Raw genomic sequence first — 21,184 nt, forward strand, 5'->3', positions numbered from 1 at the left:
CGACGCAAGACCGGGTTCCCGGCATGTTCACCCTGGTTTTGCACACCCACCTCCCGTGGCTGGCCCATCACGGTCGCTGGCCGGTCGGCGAGGAATGGCTTTATCAATCCTGGGCGGCGGCCTACCTGCCGCTGATGCGCGTGCTGACCACGCTGGCCGGCGAGGACCGCCGAGGACTGATCACGCTGGGCGTCACGCCCGTGGTGAACGCGCAACTCGACGACCCGTATTGCCTTGGCGGCATGCATCATTGGCTGGCGAACTGGCGGCTGCGCGCGACGGAAGCCTCTGCGGCGGCCAGTGTGCGGTCGATTCCCCGATCCAAGTCGGCCGGCTATCAGTCATGCACACCGGAAGCATTGCGCGCCTTGGGCATTCGCGAATCGGCTGAGGCGGAGCGGGCCCTCGAGGACTTCGCCACCCTGTGGCGGCACGGCGGCAGCCCGCTGCTGCGCGGGCTACTCGACGCCGGCACGGTGGAACTGCTCGGCGGGCCGCTGGCCCACCCGTTCCAACCGCTGCTCGCCCCCCGGCTGCGCGAGTTCGCCCTGCGCGAGGGGCTGGCCGACGCGGGTCAGCGGCTGGCGCATACCCCCAGCGGCATCTGGGCACCCGAATGCGCGTACGCGCCCGGGCTGGAACACGACTACACCGCCGCCGGGGTCACGCATTTCATGGTCGACGGCCCGTCGCTGCACGGCGACACCGCGCTGGGCAGGCCCGTCGGCGACACGGACGTGGTGGCATTCGGGCGCGACCTGCAGGTCAGCTACCGGGTGTGGTCGCCGAAGTCCGGCTACCCCGGGCATGCCGCCTATCGCGACTTCCACACCTATGACCACCTCACCGGGCTCAAGCCGGCCAGGGTCACCGGCCGCAACGTGTCCTCGGAGGGCAAGGCGCCCTATGAGCCGGAGCGCGCCGACCACGCCGTCGACGTCCACGTCGCCGACTTCGTCGAGACGGTCCGCAACCGCCTGACGAGCGAGTCCGCGCGCATCGGGCGGCCCGCCCACGTGATCGCGGCCTTCGATACCGAACTGTTCGGCCACTGGTGGTACGAAGGCCCGACCTGGCTGGAGCGGGTGCTGCGCGCCCTGCCCGAAGCCGGCGTGCGGGTGGGCACCCTGAACGACGCGATCGCCGACGGCTTCGTCGGCAACCCGGTGGCTCTGCCGCCCAGCTCGTGGGGTTCGGGCAAGGACTGGCAGGTGTGGGCCGGCGACCAGGTCGCCGATTTAGTACAGCTCAACAACGAGGTGGTCGACACCGCGCTGAGCACCGTCGACAAGGCGCTGTCCCAAACCGCGACGCTGGACGGGCCGATCCCCCGCGACCACGTCGCCGACCAGATCCTGCGCGAGACGTTGCTCACCGTCTCCAGCGACTGGCCGTTCATGGTGAGCAAGGACTCGGCCGCCGACTACGCCCGCTACCGCGCCCACCTGCACGCGCACGCCACCCGTGAGATCGCGGGGGCCTTGGCGTCCGGCCGGCGCGACACCGCGCAGCGCTTGGCCGAGGGGTGGAACCGCGCCGACGGACTCTTCGGCGCCCTCGACGCGCGCAGGTTGCCGCGATGAGGTGGGCCGCGACGTGAAAGTCCTGATGGTGTCGTGGGAATACCCCCCGGTGGTCATCGGCGGGCTGGGCCGGCACGTCCATCACCTGTCCACCGCGCTGGCCGCCGCCGGCCACGACGTCGTCGTGCTGTCACGCCGGCCCACCGGAACCGATCCCCGCAGCCACCCGTCCTCCGACCAGATCAGCGAGGGGGTCCGGGTGATCGCGGCCGCCCAGGACCCGCACGAATTCACCTTCGGCACCGACATGATGGCCTGGACGCTCGCGATGGGGCATTCCATGATCCGCGCCGGGCTGAACCTCAAGGAACCCGGCAGCAACAACCCGTGGCGTCCCGACGTCGTGCACGCCCACGACTGGCTGGTGGCTCATCCGGCGATCGCGTTGGCCCAATTCTATGACGTGCCAATGGTTTCCACGATCCACGCGACCGAGGCGGGTCGCCATTCCGGCTGGGTCAGCGGTGCGCTCAGCCGCCAGGTGCACGCGGTCGAATCCTGGCTGGTGCGCGAATCCGATTCGCTGATCACCTGTTCGGGGTCGATGGCCGACGAGATCACCGAACTGTTCGGCCCCGGCCTGGCCGAGATCACCGTGATCTGCAACGGCATCGAGACGGAGCGGTGGCCGTTCGCGGCGCGCCGACCGCGGCCTGGGCCGGCCGAACTGCTCTACCTGGGGCGGCTGGAGTACGAGAAGGGGGTGCACGACGTCATCGCCGCGCTCCCCCGGATCAGGCGCACCCACCCGGGCACCACGCTGACCATCGCCGGCGAGGGCACTCAGCAGCGCTGGCTGATCGAGCAAGCCCGTAAACACCGGGTGCTCAAGGCGATTCGGTTCGTCGGTCACCTCGAGCACGCGGAATTGTTGGCGGTATTGCATCGCGCCGACGCCGCGGTGTTGCCCAGCCACTACGAGCCCTTCGGCATCGTGGCGCTGGAGGCGGCCGCGGCCGGCACTCCCCTGGTGACGTCGAACATCGGTGGGCTGGGCGAGGCGGTGATCGACGGTCAGACCGGTGTGTCGTGCCCGCCGCGGGACGTGACCCGGCTGGCCGCGGCGATCCGCCGGGTGCTCGACGATCCGGACGCCGCGCAACAACGCGCGCGGGCCGCCCGCGAACGCCTCACGTCCGACTTCGATTGGCATACGGTGGCCGACAAGACCGCGCAGGTGTATCTGGCGGCCAAGCGCGGTGAGCGGCAGCCGCAGGCACGGCTCCCCATCGTCGAACACGCCTTGCCGGACCGGTAGCGAGCTTTCTAACGTTTCAGGATGGGCCTGGACTATTCGAGCGTGGTGCATGCGCCGATCACGGACGTCTTCGATTGGCATGCCCGGCCGGGAGCTTTCCATCGGCTCTCGCCGCCGTGGCAGCCGATGCGCCTCATCGCCGAGGCGTCCTCTCTGGAGGACGGACGGGCGACGCTGGCGCTGCCCGGCGGCCTGCGCTGGGTCGCGGTGCATCAGCCCGACGGCTACGACCCGCCGCGCCGGTTCGTCGACGTCCTCGGCGGTGACGGCCTGGCCACGCTGCCGGCGCGAACAGTGGTGCGGTGGCGGCATACCCACCAGTTCGAAGACATCGGTGATGGCCGCACCCGGGTGATCGACCGAGTCGACACCGGAGTGCCCGGATCGCTGTTGCGGCCCATGTTCGATTACCGCCACCGCCAGCTGGCCGATGACCTGGCCGCCCACCGGCTGGCCACCGAGAACGGCATGCATCCGTTGACGATCGCCGTCACCGGATCGTCGGGCCTGGTCGGTTCGGCGCTGACGGCGTTTTTGCGCACCGGCGGACATCGGGTCATCGCGCTCGTTCGGCGCAGCGCGCGCGGCACCGACGAACGGCGGTGGGATCCGGACGATCCCGACCCGCAGCTGTTCGCGGGCGTGGACGCGGTCATCCATCTCGCGGGCGCCTCGATCGCCGGACGGTTCACCGATAAGCACCGGAATGCCGTCCGTGACAGCAGGATTGGGCCGACCAGGCGGATCGCCGAACTGCTGGGCCGCAGCGACCCCAGCCCGGCCGTCCTGATCTCGGCGTCGGCGGTGGGCTATTACGGCTACGACCGCGGCGACGACACGCTCGCCGAGGACAGCGAGCGCGGTGCGGGATTTTTGGCCGACGTCGTGGCCGATTGGGAGCAGGCGACCGCACCCGCGCAGGAGGCGGGGCTGCGGGTGGTGCGGGTGCGCACCGGCATCGTCCAATCACCGCGCGGCGGCACCCTGAGGCTGATGCGTCCGCTGTTCAGCGCCGGGCTCGGGGGCCGACTGGGCGACGGCCGACAATGGCTGTCCTGGATCGGGATCGACGACCTGGTCGATGTGTATCACCGCGCCCTGTGGGACGAGACGCTGTCGGGGCCCGTGAATGCCGTTGCGCCGCAACCTGTCCGCAACGCGGAGTACACGTCGACCCTGGCGGCGGTGCTGCACCGGCCGGCGGTGCTGCCGGTGCCTCCGCTGGGGCCTCGCCTCCTGCTCGGCGGGCAGGGCGCTCGCGAACTCGCCTGCGCGAACCAGCGCGTGGCTCCCCGCAAGCTCGTCGCGGCCGGGCACCGGTTCCGTCAACCCGACCTGAACCAGGCACTGCGCCACCTGTTGGGGCGTACGGCTTGACGGGTCAGGGCACCCGCCGCACGGTCAGCGGGCCCTCATAAAGGTCACGACTGATCGCCTCGACGCACGAACGCGCGCGAAGGACCGGGCTTTGGGTGCCCCAGGTATGCAAGAAGCCGTCGACGAGGTCGGCCAGCGCAGCCTCGGAACTCCACCGCGGCGACCATCCGAGGACGTCACGCGCGCGCTCCGTGGCCAGCAGCGGCAACGAAAACGCCATGTCCAGCCAGCCACGATCCAGCGGCTGCAACCTCGCCCGCCACGTCGCCTCCACCAGCAGTCCCAACACCGGCGAGGGCACGTGAATCGGGCGTGCCCGCACCGCCTTTGCGATGTCGCGGCGGCCGACCGGGGGTTCGGCGGCCAGGTTGAAGGGCCCCAGCGCGCGGTGCTCGATCGCTGTGACGCACGCGTCGGCGACGTCGTCGGCGTGCACCACCGACACGCTCAGCGCGCGGTCCAGCGGTAGCAGCGGCAGCCAGCGCACCCAGCGCGGGTCCACGTAGGCGGGCAGCGTGTAGCGCCGCAGGCCCAGTGCGGCGTCCCGCTGCAGGATGAAACCCGGCCTCATCCGGGTGATTCCGACGCCGTCGGGGTTGTCCCGCTCGTAGCCGTCGAGCATGTGTTCCACCGCGGATTTCGGCCGGCTGTAGGCGGAGGATGGGATGCCCGCGGTCGAGAACGTCTCGTCGACCTTCTCGCCGTAGCACCCGGCGGCGTAGGTCCCCACCGACGACATGTGCAGCAGCTGCGGCACTTTGGCGTCGTGTGCCGCGCTCAGTACCGCCGCGCTGCCGTTGACACCGACCGCATCCAGATAGCGCCTGTTGCGGGTCGGCTGGAATCCCCACGCGAGGTGAACCACACACGCGGCTCCGCGAAAGACGTTGAGCAACTGGATTTCGACGCCCGGGTCGGCCAGGTCCACCTCATGCCAGTGGACGGACCGATAGACGTCGTCGGGAGGCGGCCGCCGGCGGACGATCCCGACGATGTCATAGTCGGAGCCGTCGTCGGCGAGCCGGCGCAGCAAGGCGGTGCCGACGTTGCCGCTGGCCCCGGTGATCACGATGCGCTTGGACACCGGCTACCTCCTACTCATCGGCATCCCGACCGTCGCGGCTCTGCCGATATGCCCGGGTGCGCAGATCGGCGAGCCACCGCGGGCGCAGGCTCAAGCCCGGCGCCGTGTTGACGACGGGATCGAACGACACGTCGTGGTGTCGCCCCGGATCGATGGCGGTGGTCAGCGTCAAGTGCGCTAACGGTGTGAAATCGCCGCTGCCGCACGCCTGGTCGAGTGCGATCTCGATTGTGCCGCGCTCGAGGCGCTTTCGGACGCTGTCCAGCGACAAGCCGTTTCCGCCGATGTCGCTCGGAGTTCGGGCTCGCAGCCACCAATTGTTGTCCTGGAAATGCGACGGCATCAGCGTGGTCAGCGTCTGACCGTTCCACGACGCGGTCGGCCGCAGCGCCACCGCACGGGAGAGCACCCCGGACCCCGACGAGACCAGCAAGATGTCCCATGGCGTGCCAGCAGGCTCCCGAGGGGGCAGCCGGAAAGCCAGACCGATGAAGTCGGGCAGCGGTCCAGGCGTGCCACCGGCCTTGGACACGCGCGCCACGATCTCCGACGAAGGCACCGGTAAGCCCTGGCCCACCGGGGCGACGCGTTCGACGAAGCCTTCCGCCAGCACGCCGATCGGGTGAAAGAACCGCTTGCCGCGGATCGCGGAGCCCCACTGGAACGGCACCGCCACAAGATCTAAAACACTCACCGGCGGCGAGTTCCCGTTCTGCGTCGGCGGAAACACGCCCAGCGGCCCCACGTGCGCCGGGCGGCGGGACAGTTACGGTGCGGCAAAAGCGCGAGCGCCGGTGTGCCAGTGGATCATGCGCAGAGCGGGGAGCTGTTGCTGCGCGCCGGTGGAGTGACTGTCGATGTAGACCTGCGCCATGACCGCCTGCCACGACTCGAACTGGGGGGAGGACTTCCACATGCCCTCGTAGAGCCCCACGATGACGGCCTTGTTGTCGTCGGTCAGGGCGTAGACGGGGCCGCCGAAGTCCCGACCGTCCACGACCATGTCGGCCATGGCGAAGCGACCGTTGGTGACCGTGCTGACCGAGCCGCAGCGTTGGCCGGTGGAGCGGCGCAGCTGACACACGGGGAGGCCCGGTTGTGCGCGCAGGCCTGGCACCGACCGCAGCTGGCGGCCGGTGGGCAACACGTCCGAGGCCGTGACATTGCCTGCAAGAGCGATGACTTCGTATTCCACCGGCAGCATCGAGGTGTCCGAAGCGGATTCGGTGTCAACCTGGCGACGGCCGAGGACCACGTCGCCGATCGGGTTGCGGTCGCGGTCGGTCACCATCGACTGACCGCCGTCGCATTGGCCGCTGGTGAGGGCGACCCGCAGCCGCGGCTCGACCATTCCGAGCATGCACACCGTGTTGCCCTGACGAATCTCCATTCCGGGAAACGCGGTGACGCCCGGGTCGGCGGCGGCCCACCCCGGAGCGCCGATGAGCATCATCGTGGCAGCGGGCGCAACCGCTAACCGGTACCAGCGGCGGCCGATCTTTTCCATTGGGCCGCACCACCCCTCGCGTCCGTCAAGGGATACGTCGCGTTTGTTACGTGGTCCGCGTGTACCCGTCGGCAACGCGGCCAAACGCCCTTTCCACATCGGTTTCACCGGCGGGCAGAACACCGTTGCCGCGGTCCAAAAAACGAAACTTAGCTACTGAGCCATGGCGCCGGCGCTAGGCTGCTGTCAGGTTGAGTTCACAGCTGCGTCTCTAACGGGAACGGTGTGCAAAACACTGATCACTTCCGTCTCACCGCCATCGACAGGCGCTTCAATGGCTGCTCTTCATTCCGCGACTCCGGCGGACCAACGACATCCCGCACGCCACATGGCTAAATTCGCCCGGGCACACGTGTTCGTCTATGCGCGCTGCCTCGCCACGGTGGTGCGCATCGACGGCGAGATCGATGCCGCGAATGCCGACGACCTCACCGAGGCCATCCGCGGCTTCGCCCGACTCAAGACCCCGGTGGTCCTCGATTTGAGCAGGCTGTGTTTCGTCAGCGTCGAAGGCTTTCGGGCGTTGCTGGTCGTCAACGACGAGCTCCGCAAAGCCCGCGTGCACTGCGGCGTGGTCGCCGGCACGGCCCTCCGGCCGCTGCTGCGCATCGTGCACGACAACGGGTTGGCGACCGCCGGCTCGGTACCGGAAGCGTTTCAAACCATCGAAGACATCGTTCGAGCGCGACGTCGCTTTGTCTCCGATCTTACCCGTAGCCGACAGCCGCGAAGCCAGGTCAGTCGCAGCGCCGCGTCTTAACCTCGGCGGCGTTAAAGCGCTGCCCGAGTTGGTGTTTCGGCTTCGCGCTCCGTCCCATCCCAGCGTGACGCGGCGAGCCTCGTGATATTAAAAATATGAATGTTTAAGTTACTTAACAAGGTGGTATGTCCCTACCGGGCGGCGCGGGGCGGGGCCTGGCGGTTCGCGCTGTGGTTTGCCCACCTCGTCGGCGGGTATGACCGCGTGTGCCGGGGCCGCGCAGGCCAGGGCATTCCAAGCCGTCCGGGAGGGAGCGCTTGGGCAACATGGGAGCTTTGTCGTTTTCGCCCGCTGCCGCGTCAGCGCCAGCGCCCGGCTGGTCGGACAGCGACGACTTCGGCGAGTGGCGGTCGAACGTCCGGCAGACGGTGCTGGCCGAGGTCGCAGACTTCGTCGCCGAGCGACGCGCCGCCGAACTGGCCGGGCCGGGTATCGAAGCGGTAGGCGAAATTCTGGCCGACTTCGTCTCCGGCGGCAAATGCCTGCGGTCGACGTTCATGTATCTGGGGTGGCGGTGCGGTGCGCCGCCCGACCCCGCGGCCTTGCGGGCGGCGGCGAGTTTTGAGTTGGTGCACGCCTTCGCGCTGCTGCAAGACGACGTCATGGACGGCTCCGACGTGCGGCGCGGCCGCCCGTCGGCGCATCGCCAATTCGGGCAGTGGCACCGGGAGCGCGGATTGCCGGGCCCCTCACGGCGATTCGGCGAGTCCGCCGCGATCCTGCTCGGAGACCTCTGCCTGATATGGGGCGAACAGATGCTGCGCGACAGCGGAGTCGATCCCCAACGGCTGCAACGGGCGTGGCCGCGCTATGACGCGATGCGGGCCGAGCTCGCCGTGGGACAGTTCGCCGACCTGACCAACGACGCGCGGCAGGCGCCCGGGCTGGAATTCGTGCTCGACGTGGCACGGCGTAAATCGGGCAACTACACGGTGCGCCGGCCCCTGGAGATCGGGGCGGCCATGGCCGGCTGCGACGCCCACACACTGTCCCAACTTGGCCGCTACGGCGGCGCCGTCGGCGAAGCGTTCCAGCTCCGCGACGACGTGCTCGGCGTCTTCGGATCCCCCACGGTGACGGGTAAGCCCGGCGCCGGAGATCTGCTCGAGCGCAAGGCAACCAGCGTCGTGGTGGCCGCCCACCAGCTCGCCGGCCCGACCACCCGCCGTGAACTCACCGAGCTGGCGAATCGTGAGGCCCTCGGGGAGGACGCGATCGCCAGGTGGAAAGCGCTGATCATCGAGACCGGCGCCGTGGGGCTGATCGAGCAGATGATCAGCGACCGGGTCGCGTCCGCGCGTGCCCACCTCGGCGACCTGCCGATCGAGGAACCCGTCCGCATCGCGCTGGACAAAATGGCCACGGCCTGTACGGATCGCGCCGTATGAGTAACACCGAGGCGGGAGCACCTTGACCATGCGCACCATCGAAGGACGCGCCGATCACGTCGTGGTGATCGGCGCCGGGCTGGCCGGCCTGTCCGCGGCCCTGCACCTGGCCGGCCGGGACCGCGCGGTCACCGTGGTGGAACGTGAGCCATGGCCGGGCGGGCGGGCCGGCCGCCTCGACATCGACGGGTACCGGATCGACACCGGGCCAACGGTGCTCACCATGCCGGACATCATCGACGAGACGTTCGCGGCCGTCGGCGAAACTCGGTCCGACCGGCTGGAGCTGTTGGCCGTCGATCCCGCCTACCGCGCCGTGTTCGCCGACGGCAGCGCGCTCGACGTGCACAGCGATGCGGACCGGATGGCCAACGCGATCGTCGAGTTCGCCGGTTCCGGGCAGGCGGCAGGCTACCGCCGGCTGCGGGAGTGGTTGACACGGTTGTACCGCACCGAATTCGACGGGTTCATCGGTGCCAATTTCGATTCCCCGCTCTCGCTGCTCACCCCACAGCTGGCGCGGCTGACGGCGATCGGCGGCTTCCGCAAATGGGACCGGATGGTCAAGCGGCACATCAGCGATCCGCGCCTACAGCGGATCTTCACCTTCCAATCGCTGTATGCCGGGGTGGCGCCGCGTGACGCCCTGGCGGTCTACGCGGTCATCGCCTACATGGACACCATCTCGGGCGTGGTGTTTCCGCGCGGCGGCGTGCGCGCGCTGCCCGACGCGCTGGCCGCGGCGGCCGCCGATGCCGGCGTCCGATTCTGTTACGGCGCAACCGTGACCGCACTCGAACAATCCGGCGGCCGAGTCACGGCCGTACGCACCGAACAGACCGGGCGCATCTCGTGCGACGCAGTGGTGCTGACCACCGAACTGCCCCAGACCTACGCGCTGCTGGGCCGCACACCGCGTCGCCCCGTGCGGCTGCGAGCCTCACCGTCGGCGGTGGTGGCTCACCTCGGATGCCCCGCGGTCGCCCCCGACACGGCCCACCACACGATCCTGTTCGGCGGGGCCTGGGATCAGACCTTCACCGACATCATCCGCGACGGCCGGGTCATGGCCGATCCGTCGCTGCTGGTGACGCGCCCGACGGCTGGTGACCCGGCCCTGGCGCCGGAGGGGCGCGATCTGCTCTACGTCCTGGCCCCGGCGCCGAACCTGGAGCGCGGCTCCATCGACTGGTCGCGGGCCGGCGGCGCCTACACCGAGGGCCTCATCGCCCACGTTGCGGACCGGCTGCTCCCCGGATTGCGGGACGACGCAACGGTTCTCGACGTCGTCACCCCCGCCGACTGGGCCCGTCAGGGCATGGCGGCCGGCAGCCCGTTCGCGCTCGCCCACACCTTCGGGCAGACCGGACCGTTCCGCCCGGCCAACATGGTCCGCGGCGTCGACAACGCGGTGCTCGCCGGGTCCTCGACGGTGCCCGGCGTCGGCGTGCCGACCACGTTGATTTCCGGGCGGCTCGCCGCGGACCGCGTCACCGGGGCCGCCGAGCGGTCAACCACCCACCTCGACATGAAAGCCGGATTGCCATGATGCGCAGCGAATTGGCCGCGGCCGGCATCGACGATCCGCGGCTGCGCGAGGGGTATCGCCAGTGCCGGGAACTCAATGCCGCCCACGGCCGCACCTTCTTCCTGGCCACCCGGTTGCTCGCACCCGACCAACGGCCGCCGGTGCACGCGCTGTACGGCTTCGCCCGCTACGCCGACGATATCCTCGACGACCTCGATCCGCGGCTCGACATCTCCAGTCGTGGCAGGCGCCTGCAGCAACTCTCCGAGCGCTTCTTCTCCGACGATGCGCATCTCGACGATCCGCTGGTGGCGGCCGTGACCCACACCGTGCGCCGCTACCAGATCAGCGGCGGGCTCTTCGAGGACTTCCTGACGTCGATGCGCATGGACCTCACGGTCACCGACTATCCAGACCGCAAAGCGCTCAACCTCTACATGCGCGGATCCGCGGAAGCGATTGGGCTGCAAGTACTCCCGATCCTGGGGACCGTCACGCCGGTCGAGGAGGCCGCCCCTCACGCCGCGGCGTTGGGCCGCGCCTTCCAACTCACCAACTTCCTGCGCGATGTCGACGAAGATTTGGTGCGCGGCCGGGTCTACCTGCCGGCCGACGAACTCGCCGCCGACGGAGTCGATCGGGAGCTGCTGGCCTGGTGTCACACGCACCGCCGCACCGACCCGCGGGTGCGCCGCGCCCTGGCCGCGCAGCACGAAATCGCTCGTCAGACTTATCGATTCGCCGCGGCGGGAATCGCCACGCTCGCGTGTCGCTCACGGCCGTGCGTGGCGACGGCGGCCGCCCTGTACGCGGAGATCCTGGACTGCATCGAAAAAAGCGAGTTCGCGGTGTTCGACCACCGGGCCGCCGTGGGCAAGGCTCGACGGCTTCGGGTCGCCGGTGCGGGGCTGATACGGTCGTGGCGGGCGCGAAATGGCGAGCGGGACGATCTCAACTCGGGGGCCGCATGAGCGATCGGTGGCAATACCTTGTGGTCCTGGCCGCATGCCTGGCGATCACCGCACCGCTCGAGGCGTTGGGCCCCGGCGTCTACCGACAATGGCGACGCCTCATCAAGGCGGTGCTGCCGGTCGCCGCGGTGTTTTTGATCTGGGATGAGATCGCCGTCGCCGCGCACGTGTGGACCTATGACGGCGCGTACCTCAGCGGCCTGGGCATCCCGTTTCGGGTGCCGATCGAAGAGGTGCTGTTCTTTTTCGTCATCCCGGTATGCGCGCTGCTCACCTACAACGCCGTGAGCGCCATCCTGGCGAAGGTGCGCCGGCGATGACCGGCCTGGGTTACACCCTGCCCGCCGCGTTGGCGGTATTCGCCGTCTGCGCATTGGAATTGGCGCTGTTGCGAACCGGGCTGTTCCGCCGGCCGGCCTACTGGCTGTCGATGCTGATCGTTCTCGGATTCCAGATACCGGTCGACGGATGGCTGACCAAGCTCAGCTCGCCCATCGTCATCTACGACGACCGGCAGCTGAGCGGGGCGCGCTTCCCGTTCGACATCCCGGTCGAAGACTTTCTGTTCGGCTTCGCGTTGGTCACCGCGGTGCTGCTGCTGTGGGAGCGGCAACGTGCGCGTCGGTGATGCGGGGCGCGCCCCCGGCGATCTGGCGGCGGCGTTCGACGCGGGCGCCGCGGCCTACGACCGGCTGGTCGGCGCCAGCCCCGGCTACCACGAACAGTTGCTGTTGACGGCGCGCCGGATGCGGATTTCGGCCCGCGGCAAGGGCTTACGGTTGCTCGACGCCGGGTGCGGAACGGGCGCTTCGACGGCCGCCCTGCTCGCCGTCGCGCCCCACGCCGACATCGTCGCCGTGGACGCGTCGCGCGGCATGCTCGACGCGGCACGCGCGAAGGACTGGCCCGCCACGGTGCGCTTCGTCCACACACCCGTCGAACAACTGGCAGAGCAGGGGATCACCGGGCCGTTCGACGGGATCCTGGCCGCCTACCTGATCCGCAACGTCGCTGACCGCGACGACCAGCTGCGCAAGTTCCGCATGCTGTTGCGCCCGGGTGGCACCCTGGCGGTGCACGAGTATTCGGTGCGCGACTCCCCCGGCGCCACCCGCATCTGGCACGCGGTCTGTTGGGGCATCATCATCCCGTCCGGGTGGTGGCGGACCCGGGACACCACGCTGTACCGCTACCTGTGGCGTAGCGTCCTCGCGTTCGACGGCGCCGCCCGGTTCCGCACCCGCCTCGCCGACGCCGGCTTCACCGCCGTGCACAGCGAGACCATGCCCGGCTGGGAAGCCAACATCGTGCACACCTTCCTGGCGGATGCGCCGTCATGACCGCGCCCACCGATCGGCGCCGCCGAACACTGCCCGCGCCAACGGGATTGCCCGACGCCGGCGCGCTGCCGTCGCGTCCGCGGGTCGCCGTCGTCGGCGGCGGGATCGCGGGCCTGGCCGCCGCCACCGGACTCGCTGAGCGTGGCGTCGCCGTCGACGTCATCGAACGCGAAGACTACCTCGGCGGTCGGGTCGGGGGCTGGACAGAGCGCGACGGCAGCGTCGACCTCGCGATGAACCGCGGCTTCCATGCGTTCTTCCGGCAGTACTACAACCTGCGCGCCCTGCTGAGACGGATTGATCCCCGATTGCGGATGCTCACTGCCGTCGAGGATTACCCGCTCATCGACGGGGCGGGACGACGCGACAGCTTCCGCGGGCTCCCCCGCACCCCGCCGTGGAACGCCGTCGTCTTCGCGGCGCGCAGTCCGACGTTTCGACTTCGCGACTTCACCCGCATCGACGCCCGCGCCGCCGCGCCACTGGCCGCGGTTTCGGTGCCCGACACCTACGAGCGGCTCGACCACACCGACGCCGCGGCTTTCCTCGAGGACATCCGATTCCCCGAGGCCGCACGGCATCTGGCGTTCGAGGTGTTCTCCCGCAGCTTCTTCGCCGATCCCGCCAGGCTGTCCGCGGCCGAGTTGGCGACGATGTTCCACATCTACTTCCTGGGGTCGGCCGAGGGGTTGATCTTCGATGTCCCGTGCGCGAATTACGACAGCGCGCTGTGGCAACCCTTGTGCGGCTACCTCGAAGGGCGCGGGGTGCGGTTTCGGCTCGGCACCAGCGCCCTGAGCATCGAGACGGACGCGGCGGGGCGCTTTCGCGTGCACACCAATTCGGACGAGCAGCTCCACGTCGACGCGGTGGTGCTGGCCACCGATGTCGCCGGTCTGCAGCGGATCGTTGCCGCGTCGAGCGACCTGGGCACCGAAGGCTGGCGGGCCCAGATCTCGCGGCTGCGGGCCGCGCCGCCGTTCGCCGTGCACCGGTTCTGGCTCGACCGTCCCGTGTCGGCACGACGGCCGGCGTTTCTGGGCACGGCCGGGCACAAGCCCGTGGACAACATCAGCGTGCTGGAACGCTACGAACGCGAGGCCAGCACGTGGGCGCGCGCGCAGCACGGTTCCGTGGTCGAATTGCATTCCTACGCCCTGGATTCGGCACCGTCGCGCGCCACCGCGCTACGCCAGCTGCACATGGTGTACCCGGAAACAGCGACGGCACAGATCCTTCACGAGCGGCTGCTGCACCGCAGCGACTGCCCGCTCTTCGCCCCGGGCACCTATCCCGACCGCCCCGCGGTGATCACCCCGGCGCCGGGCCTGGTGCTGGCCGGCGACGCCATCCGGATCGACCTGCCGGTGGCGCTGATGGAGCGCGCCGCCACCACCGGCTGGTACGCCTCGAACCAACTGCTCAACCGCTGGGGACTGGCCGGCCACCCGTTGTCCACGGTGCCCACCCAGGGCCGCTCACCACTACTGCGATGGCTCGCCACCCGCGAGGGAGCCGCCCGACGATGAAGATCCGCGACCAGCTGCATGAGCTGCGGGCACGGTCCAAAGACTGGCCCCTGCAGGTGATCCCGCGCGCGTCGTGGGCCGATCAGCGTCCGACCTATCGCGACGCACAACCCGCCATCATCGAGGCCGCGCTGCGACGCTCCCAGCACCGGCCGACCGGCAACTGGTATGCGTTCGCCGCCAGCCGGCAGGTCGTCGGAGAGCGACCGTTGGGCGCGCGGGTCGCCGGCGTCGAAGTCGTCGCCTGGCGCGACGAGCAGTACCGGCTCTGCGTGGGACCGCGCAGTTGCCCCCACCTAGGGGCCGACCTCGCCACCGGCCAGGTGCACCGGGGCGCGCTGGTGTGCCGGTGGCACGGGCTGACCCTAGACGGGCGCGCCCGTGAATTCGGTTGGAGCCCACTGCCCGGTCACGACGACGGCACCCTGGCCTGGGTGCGGCTCGACGCGGTCGGACGCGAGGCACCGCTGGAGCGTCCGCTGATTCCACCCCGGCCGACCGGCGACACCCTGGCCGCCGTCGCCCGCCTGGAAGGCGTCTGCGAGCCGATCGACGTCATTGCCAACCGGCTTGATCCGTGGCACGGCGCATGGTTTCACCCTTACTCGTTCACCCGCCTCGAGGTGCTCACCACGCCGACCGAACACACCGACCGCTTCTTGGTGGCGGTGACCTTCCGGATGGGACGGCTGGGGGTGCCCGTCGTCGCGGAGTTCAGTTGCCCGGAGGCCCGCACGATCGTCATGCGCATCGTGGATGGCGAAGGGTCGGGCAGCGTCGTCGAAACCCACGCCACCCCAATCAGTTCAGGCCCCGATGGCCGTCCCCGCACCGCCGTCCTCGAGGCCACCATCGCGCATTCGGACAGGCCCGGGTTCAAGCGGGCGTCTCGGGTGGCGCCGCTGATCACACCGCTCATGCGCTTCGCGTCGAGCAGGCTCTGGCGCGACGACCTCGCCTACGCCGAACGCCGCTATCAGGTGCGCACGGCACGCGGATGATTCACAGCGGTGCCCGTCAAAGAATCGTCGGATCAATTCCGTATCCGGATCCGCCTCGGCCGTCACGAGGCGCTACGCTGCCGCGGTCGCAGTGACCGCCGACGCGCGCAGCTGGATCCGCTTCCGGCCTCGGGCTGCATCGAACGTTATTTCGCAGGTCATTTCGTGCCGTCCGGGCGCATCGGTGCCGCGCAGGCCTTGGCATTCAGCGCGGCCGGCGCGTCATGGTGCGTACTCGCGCGGCGCAGCCTGCGGCCCCGGTTGCGGGCCCTCGCCGCGGACGGCTGAGCGCCGCCACAGCAGCCACCCGGTGACCAGCACAAGTGCCGCCACCACGATCGCGGCGGGCCACAGCGCCAGCTCGGCAAGCCACAAACGCCGTTGCAGCCGCAGCACTTTGCGCTGCGCGCCCCGCAGGCGTTGCGACATCTCGATCACGGTCATCGCCCATCACATACCCGAGCCCCACCCGTTCAAACCACGGGCCGCCACCGGTAGTTCGGGACAAACACTTGACTATTAAATAATGAACCGTATTGCCGATTCGGCGCCCAGCTCAGCGGGAATGCCATAGCGGAATACGGGGGGAAGGAACGCCATGAGCTTCGACAGCACCGGCGACGGCCTCATTGCGGCGGTGGGAAAAGTCACCGAGGCGCTGGAGACCATCGAACGCGCCCGGGGACACCTGTACTCCTTCCACCAACTCACCGGCCACGCCGACCTCCAGCTCGACGCGGCGGTGTCACGCTTGCACGAACTCGGCCACTCCGGTCTGGCCCAGCACATCAGCCGCGAGCTGATCGGGCGCAACGTCCTCCCGGGACGCTGGAGCTTTCAGGTGATCGAAGACTACGACGACGGCTACTACCGTTGCTTCACGGAGATCGAACAGCTGGTGCGGACCCGACTCGCCGGTGGCCAGCGCCACCGCTACGAGATGGCGATGAAAGAGGACCGGCGCACCGCGGGCCACCCCGCCCACACCGCCTCCCCCACCGACGAATCGGCGGATGGTGAAATCCTATGAGCAACAGAGAATTCGACGAGGGCAAACATCGACGAGAGTCCCTGGCGCTACTCGTTGATGAACTGGGTCACGACCCCGCGACGTCGTGACGCCGCCGCCGACCACCGGCTAAGCCACGGTGATCCGGTGGGGATGTCGTAGGCTGATGGCCACCGACCGGACCAGGCCGCGCGCAGCGGTCCCGAAACGCAGGTCGGCGTGTCTTGCAAGAAGGATGCGGGTAAGTGACCAAGCGCGGCGCCGCTGAGCGGCGAACGGACCGAGCCGAACTCGAGAAGTTGATGTCGGCCGACATGCGTGCGATCACAGCGCAGTCCGACCGGATCGGCCGGCACTTCGCGCGGCAAAACGAGGTCAGCGGCACCGACTTCCACGCGCTGCTGCACATCATGGTCGCCGAAACCGCCGGAACGCCTTTGACGGCGGCGCAACTACGGAGGCGCATGGATGTCTCGCCCGCCGCGATCACCTATCTGGTGGACCGCATGATCGACGCCGGGCACGTCCGGCGCGAACCGGACCCGCAGGACCGCCGCAAGACGCTGCTGCGCTACGAGAAACCGGGAATGGCGCTGGCGCGCTCATTCTTCACGCCGCTGGGCGCCGAGCTGCATACCGCCCTCGCCGACCTGCCCGACCGCGACTTGGCCGCCGCCCACCGGGTTTTCGCAGCGATGATCGAGGCGATGTCCACCTTCGAATCCACGCTCACCCCCCCGGCCCCCAAACGGCCGGCCGCCCCCGAGGGCAAGCGCACCCCCGCGAAAGGCCGCGGCAGCGCCGTGCGTTGAGACGCACCGGTTCGGCTCGTGCACCGGGTGCTCGACGGTGCGGCCCAGCAGCCGCTGCTCGATCAGATCCGCTCCGCGGGCCACAGAGTCCTTCCCGGCAATCGCCTCGATGCGCGGATCGACCGGCGCGGCGTGCGCGCCAACCGAGCGCATCGTCGAGACGCCGCCCGCCATGATGCGCACATGAACGTCGTGCCCCCGCCGGGCGAGTTCGGCCAGCTGGGCGCCGACCGGCAGCAGATGCCCGAGTGCCGGCGAGCCGTACGCCAGGATGACTGCCGCGCCGCGAACCTACGTTTCGCGGACGAGGACGACACCGCGGAGCGCCGCAAGGTCGGCCGCACCGCAACCGTGCAGGCAAACCCGAAGCTCATCGATGAACGGCTGCAGCCAATCCACCACGGCCGCAGTGGATTCGATCGCCGCCGATAGCAGCGGCCGGGCCACCGCCACGACGTCAGCGCCCAGCGCGATCGCCTTGGCCGCGTCCATCCCGGTCCGGATACCGCCGGAAGCCACCAACGGGACCTCTGGCAGCGCCTCGCGCACCTCCAGGACCGCGCGCGCGGTGGGGATGCCCCAATCGGCCAACTCCGGGTGGCGCAGTTCGCCGTAACGCACGAACTGCTCGACCCGCGACCACGACGTGCCTCCGGCGCCCGCCACGTCGATTCCGGCGACCGGGAGCTGGCCCTCGGCCCCAAGGAGTTCCGCCACCGCGGCGCCGCCGATCCCGTGGCCGACCTCCTTGAGCAACACCGGGTATCCGAGGACGTCGGCCGCTTCGCGCAGCCGGTCGATCGAGCCGGAGAAGTCGGTGTCGCCGTTGTGTTGCATCGCTTCCTGCAACGGATTGGTATGCACGGCAAGCGCGTCGGCGCCGACCCGGTCGAGGGCCTTCGCCAGATCGGGCACGGCCGCCTTCGCCAGTTGAGATAGCCCAATGTTGCCGAACAGCAGGGCATCTGGGGCGACGTCGCGAACCATGAAGCTGTCCGCGGCACGCTCCCCCAGTGCGCTGTCGAGCATGATGCGCTGCGACCCGAGCATCATGCCGACGCCCAGTTGTTGCGCGGCGGCCGCCAGATTGCGGTTGATCGTTCCGGACAGCTCGGCGCCACCGGTCATCGCGCCGATGAGGATCGGGGACCGCAGGTTGACGCCGAAAAACGCCGTGGACAGGTCGATGTCGCCCAGGCTGGTCTGCGTGAGCGCGTTGTACGGCAGTCGATACCGGTCCAGGCCGGTGGTGACCCCGTCATAGCCGACCGGCTCGCCGAGGCACACGTCGATGTGCCGCCGCTTGCGATTCTTCATCGCCCCACGGTCAGCGGTCATCGCCGGCAACCATCGCGTCCATAATGTCCATAGTGCCCCTTTTGCGCAGCGCCATGCCGACGCCGTGGCGATGCGTCGTTTCAGTTGATTAACGTTTAACAAACTGAAAGGGTTGTGTTCGTGGTGTGGGAACCCTTGGCCGGTGCGGTGACGGGCCGACGTTCGTGGCTGATCGCACTGGTCGCAGTCCTGCTGGGCGTCGGTTTCATGCTCCTCATCGGGGAGAACGCGGCGGCGGGTCAGTCGCCGCGGTCGGTGCCTGAAGACTCCCCATCCGCCCAAGTGGACGCGCTGTCGCGGCAGTTCCCCGGCGGCGACCGGGTGCCCCTGATCGTTGTGGTGAGCCGTCACGATGGCGTCGCCCTGAGCCCCTCCGACGTCTCGGCCGCCCGCGCTGCCCGCGATCGGGCCCAGGCGGCCGCGCGACCCGGCACGGCCGACGGCGCGGCACCCGCGCTGCCGTCGAAGGACGGAAAGGCCGTCCTGGGCATCGTGTCGATCAGCGCCAGCCTGTCGGGGCTTGACCTCGACCACACCGTCACCGCGCTGCGCACAGCCGCGTCGAGCGGGCTGCCCGCGGATCTGCAGGTTCACGTCACCGGCGGCCCGGCGTTCGGCGCCGACATCGCCAGCGCCTTCACCAACGCCAACATCACCTTGCTGGCCGTGACGACGTCGGTGGTGGCGCTGCTGCTGATCGCCACCTACCGGTCCCCGGTGCTGTGGCTGGTCCCCCTACTCGTCGTCGGATTCGCCGATCGGGTCGCCGCCGCGGTCGGTACGGCGGTGGCGTCGGTGACCGGGCTGAGCTTCGACGGCGCGACGTCCGGCATCACCAGCGTGCTGGTGTTCGGGGCGGGCACCAATTACGCGCTGTTGTTGATCTCTCGGTACCGCCAAGAGCTTCGGCGCCATTCCGGGCACCGCGTCGGCTTGCGGCACGCCGTGCGCCGGGCGGGGCCGGCCATCGTGGCCAGCAATGCCACCGTGGTGCTGGCCCTGCTCACGCTGCTGTTCGCGGCCACCCCGAGCACGCGCAGCCTGGGTGCGCTGGCGGCGTGCGGCCTCGTGGTCGCGGCGGTGTCGGTGCTGGTGATCCTGCCGCCGGTGCTCGCGCTGTGCGGCCGCCGATTGTTTTGGCCGTTCATCCCGCACGCCGCGGACGACGCAGACCCCGACTCGGGTGCCTGGCGACGCGTCGCGGAAGGGGTGGCGCGGCGTCCCGCGCTGGTGGCGGTCGTCGCGATCGCGGTCCTGGCCGCCCTCGGCACCGGCCTGTGGGGGACCCGGATCGGGTTGTCGCAGACCGAACAGTTCCGTGTGCACGCCGATTCGGTGTCCGGTTACGCCGTGGTGGCCGAACACTTTCCGGCCGGGCTGGCCAACCCGACGTTGGTCGTCGCACCCACCGCCCGCGCGTCGTCCGTTCGGCAGGTGATCGAGGCCACGCCCGGTGTCGTCTCGGTGACCGAGGACGGCCGCTCGGAATCGGGGTTGACGAAGTGGTCGGTGGTGATCGACGCGCCGCCGTCGTCGAACCGGGCCTTCGGTGTCGTTGCCGCACTGCGAGATTCGACCGCCTCCGCCGACTCGGCCGCGCTCGTGGGCGGGGCCGACGCGCAGGCCCTCGACATCCGGGACGCGGCCACGCATGACCGCGTACTGCTGATCCCGGCGATCCTGGCCGTCATCCTGGTCGTCCTCTACGTGTTGCTGCGATCCGCACTCGCCCCGCCGACCCTGCTGGCCGCGACGATTCTGGGGGCCCTGGCCGCGTTGGGCCTGGGGGGCTGGGCGAGCATCCACGTCTTCGGTTTTCCGGCGCTGGACAACACCACGCCGTTGTTCGCCTTCCTCTTCCTGGCGGCTCTCGGCGTGGACTACACCATCTTTCTGGTCACTCGTGCCCGGGAGGAGGCCGCGCAGCACGGCGCCCGCGATGGGATGGTGCGCGCCGTGTCGGCCACCGGCGGCGTGATCACCAGCGCGGGAATCGTTTTGGCCGCCGTGTTCTGCGTGCTCGGGGTGTTGCCGTTGATCGTCCTGACGCAGCTGGGGATCATCGTCGGGCTGGGCATCCTGCTCGACACCTTCGTGGTGCGCACGCTGGTCATCCCGGCGTTGTTCGCTCTCATCGGCGACCGGATCTGGTGGCCCACCGCCCCCTCTCATACCGAAACCGTTGAGCCACAAGCGGATCGGGCCCAACCCGAACGGAGCACATCGTGAACAAATCGATCCTGGGTGCGACAGCCCTGGGCGTCGCCGCGGCCGCCGGCGCCGGCAGCGTCGCCAGCTCGCGGTGGTATGCGCTGCTGCGCAAGCCCACATACCAGCCACCCCGCGCCGCCTTCCCGACCGTATGGACCACGCTCTACGGGGACATCGCCGCCACGTCGGCGGTGGCCATCGAGCGGTACCGGGCGACCGGGCAGCACGACAAGGCGCGTCGCTACACCGCGGCGCTGGTGGTCAACCTGATCCTCAACGCCGGGTGGAGTTGGCTTTTCTTCCGGTACCACAAGCTCGGCGCGGCCGCGGTCGGTGCCGCGGCGCTGACGGCCAGCAGCGCCGACCTGGTCAGGTGCACGGCCGATGCCACCCCGCGGGGCGGGCTGGCACTGCTGCCCTACCCGGTGTGGTGCGGCTTCGCGACCGTGCTGTCCACCCACATCTGGCGGCTCAACCGTTAGGGGGCC

General features: G+C 69.6%; 21 protein-coding genes. 16 read left to right on the forward strand and 5 right to left on the reverse strand.

What is annotated here, in order from left to right; all coding sequences use genetic code 11:
- Positions 1-23 precede the first annotated feature (23 nt).
- Genes G6N26_RS10440 through G6N26_RS10450 form a run of 3 tightly spaced genes read left to right on the forward strand, consistent with a single transcriptional unit; the run spans position 24 to position 4,218 of the window.
- A complete protein-coding gene (locus G6N26_RS10440; RefSeq protein WP_276058601.1) occupies positions 24-1,583 on the forward strand; it encodes a glycoside hydrolase family 57 protein in 1,560 nt (519 codons plus the stop codon).
- Between the two features lie 13 nt (positions 1,584-1,596).
- A complete protein-coding gene (locus tag G6N26_RS10445; RefSeq protein WP_083018957.1) occupies positions 1,597-2,841 on the forward strand; it encodes a glycosyltransferase family 4 protein in 1,245 nt (414 codons plus the stop codon).
- 21 nt (positions 2,842-2,862) lie between these two features.
- Entirely contained in the window at positions 2,863-4,218 is a 1,356-nt protein-coding gene (locus G6N26_RS10450; RefSeq protein ID WP_083018929.1) for a TIGR01777 family oxidoreductase, read from the forward strand.
- A gap of 4 nt (positions 4,219-4,222) precedes the next feature.
- Here G6N26_RS10450 and G6N26_RS10455 read toward each other — a convergent pair whose 3' ends face one another.
- The 3 genes from G6N26_RS10455 to G6N26_RS10465 all read right to left on the reverse strand — a co-directional run bounded on the left by G6N26_RS10455 (position 4,223) and on the right by G6N26_RS10465 (position 6,809).
- Positions 4,223-5,302, reverse strand: coding sequence for an NAD-dependent epimerase/dehydratase family protein (locus G6N26_RS10455; RefSeq protein WP_083018927.1), 1,080 nt, complete (start codon positions 5,300-5,302; stop codon positions 4,223-4,225).
- A gap of 10 nt (positions 5,303-5,312) precedes the next feature.
- Complete coding sequence (locus G6N26_RS10460; protein ID WP_083018955.1) at positions 5,313-5,996, reverse strand: phosphodiesterase; 684 nt, start codon at positions 5,994-5,996, stop codon at positions 5,313-5,315.
- A 72-nt stretch (positions 5,997-6,068) separates the two neighbouring features.
- Positions 6,069-6,809 carry an Rv1815 family serine proteinase gene (locus tag G6N26_RS10465; protein WP_067168666.1) on the reverse strand — a complete coding sequence of 247 codons (741 nt, stop codon included), beginning with the start codon at positions 6,807-6,809 and terminating at the stop codon, positions 6,069-6,071.
- A gap of 328 nt (positions 6,810-7,137) precedes the next feature.
- Between G6N26_RS10465 and G6N26_RS10470 the strand changes: the two genes are divergently transcribed.
- From G6N26_RS10470 to G6N26_RS10510, 9 genes are all read left to right on the forward strand, one after another.
- The gene (locus G6N26_RS10470; RefSeq protein ID WP_067168664.1) at positions 7,138-7,569 is read left to right on the forward strand and encodes an STAS domain-containing protein; all 432 of its coding nucleotides are present in this window, start codon (positions 7,138-7,140) and stop codon (positions 7,567-7,569) included.
- Between the two features lie 266 nt (positions 7,570-7,835).
- Positions 7,836-8,957 carry a polyprenyl synthetase family protein gene (locus G6N26_RS10475; RefSeq protein ID WP_083018925.1) on the forward strand — a complete coding sequence of 374 codons (1,122 nt, stop codon included), beginning with the start codon at positions 7,836-7,838 and terminating at the stop codon, positions 8,955-8,957.
- Between the two features lie 28 nt (positions 8,958-8,985).
- Entirely contained in the window at positions 8,986-10,506 is a 1,521-nt protein-coding gene (gene crtI, locus G6N26_RS10480; RefSeq protein ID WP_083018923.1) for a phytoene desaturase family protein, read from the forward strand.
- The gene (locus G6N26_RS10485) at positions 10,503-11,456 is read left to right on the forward strand and encodes a phytoene/squalene synthase family protein (protein ID WP_067168658.1); all 954 of its coding nucleotides are present in this window, start codon (positions 10,503-10,505) and stop codon (positions 11,454-11,456) included. The genes crtI and G6N26_RS10485 overlap by 4 nt, the downstream gene beginning before the upstream one ends.
- Positions 11,453-11,776 carry a lycopene cyclase domain-containing protein gene (locus G6N26_RS10490; RefSeq protein WP_067168656.1) on the forward strand — a complete coding sequence of 108 codons (324 nt, stop codon included), beginning with the start codon at positions 11,453-11,455 and terminating at the stop codon, positions 11,774-11,776. The genes G6N26_RS10485 and G6N26_RS10490 overlap by 4 nt, the downstream gene beginning before the upstream one ends.
- The gene (locus tag G6N26_RS10495) at positions 11,773-12,084 is read left to right on the forward strand and encodes a lycopene cyclase domain-containing protein (RefSeq protein ID WP_083018921.1); all 312 of its coding nucleotides are present in this window, start codon (positions 11,773-11,775) and stop codon (positions 12,082-12,084) included. Before G6N26_RS10490 ends, G6N26_RS10495 begins: the two co-directional genes overlap by 4 nt.
- Complete coding sequence (locus G6N26_RS10500) at positions 12,071-12,796, forward strand: class I SAM-dependent methyltransferase (protein ID WP_083018919.1); 726 nt, start codon at positions 12,071-12,073, stop codon at positions 12,794-12,796. Before G6N26_RS10495 ends, G6N26_RS10500 begins: the two co-directional genes overlap by 14 nt.
- Complete coding sequence (locus tag G6N26_RS10505; RefSeq protein WP_083018918.1) at positions 12,793-14,325, forward strand: FAD-dependent oxidoreductase; 1,533 nt, start codon at positions 12,793-12,795, stop codon at positions 14,323-14,325. The genes G6N26_RS10500 and G6N26_RS10505 overlap by 4 nt, the downstream gene beginning before the upstream one ends.
- Positions 14,322-15,326, forward strand: a complete 1,005-nt coding sequence (locus G6N26_RS10510) for a DUF5914 domain-containing protein (RefSeq protein WP_067168648.1) — start codon at positions 14,322-14,324, stop codon at positions 15,324-15,326. Before G6N26_RS10505 ends, G6N26_RS10510 begins: the two co-directional genes overlap by 4 nt.
- A gap of 222 nt (positions 15,327-15,548) precedes the next feature.
- Here G6N26_RS10510 and G6N26_RS10515 read toward each other — a convergent pair whose 3' ends face one another.
- Complete coding sequence (locus G6N26_RS10515; RefSeq protein WP_067168646.1) at positions 15,549-15,770, reverse strand: hypothetical protein; 222 nt, start codon at positions 15,768-15,770, stop codon at positions 15,549-15,551.
- A gap of 154 nt (positions 15,771-15,924) precedes the next feature.
- Between G6N26_RS10515 and G6N26_RS10520 the strand changes: the two genes are divergently transcribed.
- Positions 15,925-16,356: a hypothetical protein gene (locus tag G6N26_RS10520; protein ID WP_067168645.1), complete on the forward strand. Its 432-nt coding sequence runs from the start codon at positions 15,925-15,927 to the stop codon at positions 16,354-16,356.
- 224 nt (positions 16,357-16,580) lie between these two features.
- Positions 16,581-17,147: a MarR family winged helix-turn-helix transcriptional regulator gene (locus tag G6N26_RS10525; protein ID WP_083018914.1), complete on the forward strand. Its 567-nt coding sequence runs from the start codon at positions 16,581-16,583 to the stop codon at positions 17,145-17,147.
- Between the two features lie 291 nt (positions 17,148-17,438).
- Here G6N26_RS10525 and fni read toward each other — a convergent pair whose 3' ends face one another.
- The gene (gene fni / locus G6N26_RS10535) at positions 17,439-18,485 is read right to left on the reverse strand and encodes a type 2 isopentenyl-diphosphate Delta-isomerase (RefSeq protein WP_067168641.1); all 1,047 of its coding nucleotides are present in this window, start codon (positions 18,483-18,485) and stop codon (positions 17,439-17,441) included.
- Positions 18,486-18,605: 120 nt separating this feature from the next.
- Between fni and G6N26_RS10540 the strand changes: the two genes are divergently transcribed.
- Together G6N26_RS10540 and G6N26_RS10545 are read left to right on the forward strand one after the other, a co-directional pair.
- Positions 18,606-20,714: an MMPL family transporter gene (locus tag G6N26_RS10540; protein ID WP_232067557.1), complete on the forward strand. Its 2,109-nt coding sequence runs from the start codon at positions 18,606-18,608 to the stop codon at positions 20,712-20,714.
- On the forward strand, positions 20,711-21,178 hold the full coding sequence (locus G6N26_RS10545; RefSeq protein ID WP_083018910.1) for a TspO/MBR family protein: 468 nt from the start codon (positions 20,711-20,713) through the stop codon (positions 21,176-21,178). The genes G6N26_RS10540 and G6N26_RS10545 overlap by 4 nt, the downstream gene beginning before the upstream one ends.
- Positions 21,179-21,184: the final 6 nt, after the last annotated feature.

Source organism: Mycobacterium marseillense (assembly GCF_010731675.1).
GTDB lineage: Bacteria > Actinomycetota > Actinomycetes > Mycobacteriales > Mycobacteriaceae > Mycobacterium > Mycobacterium marseillense.